The sequence below is a fragment of the Phenylobacterium sp. genome (genome assembly GCF_031412415.1).
Lineage (GTDB): Bacteria > Pseudomonadota > Alphaproteobacteria > Caulobacterales > Caulobacteraceae > Phenylobacterium.
Genome location: NZ_JANOCX010000267.1, coordinates 1 through 5367 on the forward strand (window position 1 = coordinate 1; position 5367 = coordinate 5367).

Annotated in this window: 4 protein-coding genes; 3 read left to right on the forward strand and 1 reads right to left on the reverse strand. The window is 68.3% G+C overall.

Annotation, left to right across the window (positions count from 1 at the left end; translation table 11 throughout):
- Positions 1 to 1454: AMP-binding protein (locus RMO04_RS12965; protein ID WP_309645197.1), on the reverse strand; the 1454-nt coding region annotated here is incomplete at its 3' end.
- A 209-nt stretch (positions 1455 to 1663) separates the two neighbouring features.
- Here RMO04_RS12965 and RMO04_RS12970 point away from each other — a divergent pair.
- Genes RMO04_RS12970 through RMO04_RS12980 form a run of 3 tightly spaced genes read left to right on the forward strand, consistent with a single transcriptional unit; the run spans position 1664 to position 5310 of the window.
- Positions 1664 to 2893 (forward strand): acetyl-CoA acetyltransferase, encoded by a 1230-nt coding sequence (locus RMO04_RS12970; RefSeq protein ID WP_309645198.1) that lies wholly within the window; start codon positions 1664 to 1666, stop codon positions 2891 to 2893.
- Positions 2894 to 2915: 22 nt separating this feature from the next.
- Positions 2916 to 4067 carry an acyl-CoA thiolase gene (locus RMO04_RS12975; RefSeq protein WP_309645199.1) on the forward strand — a complete coding sequence of 384 codons (1152 nt, stop codon included), beginning with the start codon at positions 2916 to 2918 and terminating at the stop codon, positions 4065 to 4067.
- A gap of 58 nt (positions 4068 to 4125) precedes the next feature.
- Positions 4126 to 5310 carry an acyl-CoA dehydrogenase family protein gene (locus RMO04_RS12980; protein ID WP_309645200.1) on the forward strand — a complete coding sequence of 395 codons (1185 nt, stop codon included), beginning with the start codon at positions 4126 to 4128 and terminating at the stop codon, positions 5308 to 5310.
- The last annotated feature ends 57 nt before the right edge of the window (positions 5311 to 5367 follow it).

Here is a 5367-nt window from a genome sequence, read left to right on the forward strand (position 1 = left end):
GCGGCGATCCTGGCGTCGCGCAAGGCGCTGCGCCGGGTCTTGCCGGCGTCATCCCGCAGGCGCTCGTGTGTGAATTCGAAGGCGCGCGGCAGCTTGTAGGGCGCGAGCCGCTCGCCCAGGAACGCCTTCAACGCGTCCAAATCCGGCGAGGGGGCGCCCTCCACCCACTCGATGATCGCATGCACCGACTGGCCCATATCCTCGTGCGGCAGGCCGACGACCACGCTGGCCAAGACACCGGGGAAGGCGTCGATCGCGGCCTCCACCTCGGCCGGATAGATGTTCGCGCCGCCCGAGATGATCAGGTCAGTCCGGCGATCGGCAAGGTAGAGATAGCCATCCTCGTCGATGCGGCCGAGGTCGCCGAAGGTTTCCCAGGTTCCGCGCGCGCGGGGCTCGGCGCCCAGATAGTGGTAGGTGGCGCCCTGCCCGCCGGCCGGCAGGAAGTAGATCTCACCGATTTCCCCAGGCTTCACGGGTTGGCCGGCCTCGTCGAGGATGCGGATATCGGCGCCGGGCGAAAGCTTGCCCACCGACCCTTTGTGGGTCAGCCACTCGCGCCCGCCAATGGTCGTCGACGCCAGCGCCTCGGTGCCGGAATAAACCTCCCAGACCCGGTCGGGCCCCAGCCAGTCGATCCACTTCTCCTTCAGCCACACCGGACAGGCCGCGGCGATGTGGCAGACCATATCCAGCGACGACAGGTCGAAGGCTAGGCGCTCGGCCTCAGGAAGCACCCAGATCCGGTGCATCATGGTGGGCACCTGATAGAGCCAGTTGCCGCCATAGGTCTCAATCAGCGCCAGGGTCCCCGCCGCATCGAACCGCGGAGTGATGACCACATGGCAGCCCCAGCATAGCGCCATGTAGGTCAACCCGAACGGCGCGGCGTGGTAGAGCGGACCGGGAATGACGACCACGTCCCCGGCGCGCATGCCCAGGGCTGGGACGTCGGGGTCCAGCATGGACGGGGCGTGGTCGACGATCACCTTGGGCCGGCCAGTGCTGCCCCCGCTGGGGATCGCCTTGACGTGCGGGGCGGTGCGCTCGGGCAGCGGGGCGCCCGATAGCGCCGGATCGTAGAGCGACGCCTCGTCGGTGATCGCCAGACCCGTGGCGCGGGAGCTCTCGCCGCCGACCACCAGGCGCGGCCGCATGAGATCGAGGATCGCCTTCAGCTCCAGCGTCGGCAGGCGGTGGGAGACTGGGGCCGGGGTCGCACCCAGGATCCAGCAGGCGAAGGCGATCTCCAGGAAGGCCAGGCTGTTGGGCAGGGCGATAGCCACGAAATCGCCATGCGTAACCCCGGCCGCCGCCAGCGCCCGGGCCCGGCGGTTGGCCCGCTGAGCGAACTCGACGCGGCTGAGCGTGACGCCATCGCAGGTCAGGGCGGCGCGATTCGGATCGCGCGACGCCTGCAAGTCCAGCAGTCCGCCCATGGGGCGCAGGACCATCGGAGCGCCCGTGGGCGTTAAGGATCGCGGTCCGAGGGTCGTCATCGATTATCTCGTGCGTCGGCCAAAATAGTCTCTATATGAAAGTTACACGCACCCCTGCCGGACGCAAGGGCCCAAGCCGAGCGATACGGCTATCCTTGGGTTACTTGCATTGGCGTACCATGTGTCTAGGGTGGCCGCATTCGGCGAGCAGATGAGGAAGAGTCATGGCGATCTATCTCCTGGGCGGTCATCAGACGGACTTCGCGCGCGCCTGGTCGCGTGAGGGTCTCGACCTCACCGACATGATGGGCGAGGCCATCGCCGGCGCCCTTTCCGCCTGCAAGCTCGACCATGACGACATCGACGCCATCCATGTGGGTAACGCCTTCGGCGAGCTCTATCGCGGCCAGGGTCACCTGGCGGCCATGGTCGCCCAGGTCACCCCGGAGTTCTACGGCAAGCCCGCCATGCGACATGAGGCGGCCTGCGCCTCCTCCTCCATCGCGGTGCTGACGGCGACGGCGGAAATCGAGGCGGGCCGCTACGACTGCGTGATGATCGTGGGCGTCGAGGAAGAGAAGAACCTCCCCGGGGACCAGGCCTCCAAGATCCAGAACGCCGCGTCCTGGCAGGGCCGCGAGGGCATCGACTGCCAGTTCATGTGGCCGGCCGTGTTCGGCCGCGTGGCTCAGGAGTATGGCGAGCGCTACGGCCTGGATCGCCGCCATCTGAACCGGATCGCCGAGATCAACCTCGGCAACGCCAAGCGCAACCCCAACGCCCAGACCCGGAAATGGGAGTTCGGCCCGGACGCCTTCACCGACGATGACACCGCCAACCCGGTCATCGAGCCCGGCACGCGGCGCCAGGACTGCGGCCAGATCACCGACGGCGCCACGGCCATCGTGCTGGTCTCCGACCGTTTCATGGCGACCTACGCGCAACGCCGGGGCGTCGACGCCGCAGCCTTCCCGCAGATCCTGGGCTGGGGCCACGCCAACGCTGGCATCCGGTTCCTGGACAAGATCGAACGCAGCCGCGGCGAGACCTATGTCTTCCCACATGTCCGCAAGGCCATCACCGATGCGCTGGGCCGCGCGGGATTGCCGGGGCCGCAAGGCCTCGACGGCATCGAGACCCACGACTGCTTCACCTCAACCGAATACATGGCCATCGACCACTTCGGCCTGACAGAGCCCGGGCAGAGCTGGAAGGCCGTGGAGAGCGGCATGATCGAACTGGGCGGCAGGTGCCCAGTCAACGCGTCGGGGGGCCTGATCGGCGTCGGTCACCCGGTGGGCGCGACCGGCGCGCGGATGCTGCTGGACGCCGGCCGCCAGGTCACCGGTACGGCGGGCGACTATCAGGTCGATGGCGCACGCACCTACGGGACCCTGAATATCGGCGGCTCGTTGGGCACGGTCGTCAGCTTCGTCGTCGGCCGGCCCGCCTGAGCCGAGGCGGCTGGAGAACACCATGGACGTCTGGATCTATGACGCCGTCCGTACGGCTCGCGGCAAGGCGCGGCCTGACGGCGGACTGGCGGCGCTCAAACCTCAGGAGCTGGTGGCGGGCCTGATCGACGGGCTTCAGGCGCGCGGCGGAAAACCCCGAGACGCCGAGGCGCTGGTTCTTGGCTGTGTCGGTCAGGTGGGCGCTCAGGGCGGCAACATCGCCCTGGTCTCCAAGCTGCACAGCGGTGTGCGGGACGAGGCCTATGCGTTCACGATCAACAACTATTGCGTCTCCGGACTGACGGCGATCGGCCACACCGCCTCGCGTATCGCCATGAGCGGCGTCGAGCGCGCCCTGGCCGGCGGGGTGGAGATGATGTCGCGGACACCCTTCATGGCGGACGCCGCCGACTACTACACCGACGCCAGCTTCCCGAACCGCTCGCGCTACATTCCGGTCGTGCTGTCGGCAGATCGACTGGCGGAGGCCGAGGGCGTGACCCGCGAGGAGATGGACGCCACGGCGCTCACCTCCCAGCTCCGCGCCCGCGCGGCGGAGGACACGCCCGCCCTGGTGCGCTCGCGGATCACCGTGGGCGGGCTGGTGGGCGAGGAGTGCCTAAGGCCTCAGATGACGGCGCAGTCCTTGGCCGCCATGCCAGCGGCTTTCGGCGGGTTGGCCAAGTCCTACGCCGACGCGTTGGATGGCCCGATCGACCACCGCCACACCGTGGCCCACGCGCCCCCGGTCTGCGACGGCGCGGGCCTGGCCTTGCTGGGTGGCAAGCCGGGCGTCGGCGACAGGCCGCGGGCGCGGATCCTGGCCTATGCCGAGGCCGGCGGCGATCCGCACGCGGGGCTACTGGCCGGCTTCACCGCCATGGACAAGGTGCTCGCCCAGGCGGGCCTCGAGCTGGGCGACATGGATCGCATCGAGTTCATGGAAGCCTTCGCCGTGACCATCGCCAAGTTCCTGCGCGATCGTCCGGTGGATCCCGACAAGCTCAATGTCGGCGGCGGCCATCTGGCCAAGGGTCACCCCATGGGCGCGACCGGCGCGATCCTGTTGTCATCGCTGCTGGACGCGCTGGACGCCTGCGACGGCCGGTTGGGCCTGGTGGTCGCCTCAGCCGCCGGTGGCATCGGCGCGGCCATGGTCGTCGAACGCATCTAGGCGTTGCCGCGTCGGCCGCCTCCGTATAGTCTCACTTTACAAGTGACGGAGAGCGGCGATGGCGGCGGACAAACCTGCGTTGGATTTCGACGGACTGCGGCCCCCCAGCCCCTTCCTGACCCCGGTGCATGACGCCTGGCGCCAGCAGCTTCGCGCCTTCGTCGAGCAGGAGATCAATCCGAACCTCAAGGCGTGGGAGGCCGCATCGACCTTCCCCGACGAGGTCTACACGAAGGCCGCGGCCGCCGGTGTCCTTGGCATGGGCTTCGACACGAAGCTGGGCGGGACCGGCGAAGACATCGACCTCTATCACCGGATCATCTTCGCCGAGGAATTCTTCCGGATGGGGTCGGGCGTGGTGTTCGCCGACCTCGCCACCCACTGGATCGCCCTTCCGCCGATCATCTCGTTCGGTCCCGCCGAGATGCTGGACCGGGTGGCCCGCCCCGTGCTGGCGGGCGAGAAGAAGATGGCCTTCGCCGTGACCGAGCCGTCGGGCGGGTCGGACGTCGGCGCGTTCCAGACCACCGCCGAGAAGCGCGGCGACACCTACGTGGTCAATGGCGGCAAGACGCTGATATCCGGCGCCACCCGCGCCGACTTCATGCTGACGGCGGTGCGCACCGGCGGACCCGGCGTGGGGGGCCTGTCGCTCCTGCTGATCGAGGCCGACAGAGCCGGCGTCTCGACCAAGTCCGTCGAGGGACTGGAGTGGTACAACCGCAACAACGGCTCGATCACCTTCCACAACGTCGAGGTCCCGGCCGCCAACCTGATCGGCGTCGAGAACCGCGGCTTCGCGGGCCTGGCCAACCAGTTCAACATCGAGCGGTTCAGCGGCATTTCAGCGACCCTGGCGATGGCGCGGACCGCGATCGCCGAGGCGATCTCCTGGGCCCGGGAGCGTCAGACCTTTGGCCAGCGGCTCATCGATCATCAGACCATCCGCCAGAAGATCGTGCAGATGATCCAGCGCCTGAACGCCGCCTACGCCTACATGGACATCGTGGTCTGGCGCTTCCATCGCGGCGAGACTCCCGTGGCGGACCTGGCGATGTTGAAGGTCCAGGCCACCACGACCCTGGAGCACTGCGCCCGTGAAAGCCTGCAGGTCCTCGGCGGGCGGGCCTATACCGGTGACAACCGGGTCGAACGCATCTACCGGGAGGCGCGCATCTTCGTGATCGGCGGTGGTTCCGAAGAGATCCTGCGTGATTTGGCCGGCCGGCAGCTCGGCTTCTGACCGCAGCTTGAGATTGCGAACTTCAGGGACCCGCCGAGAGGCTGGACACCCCTGAGG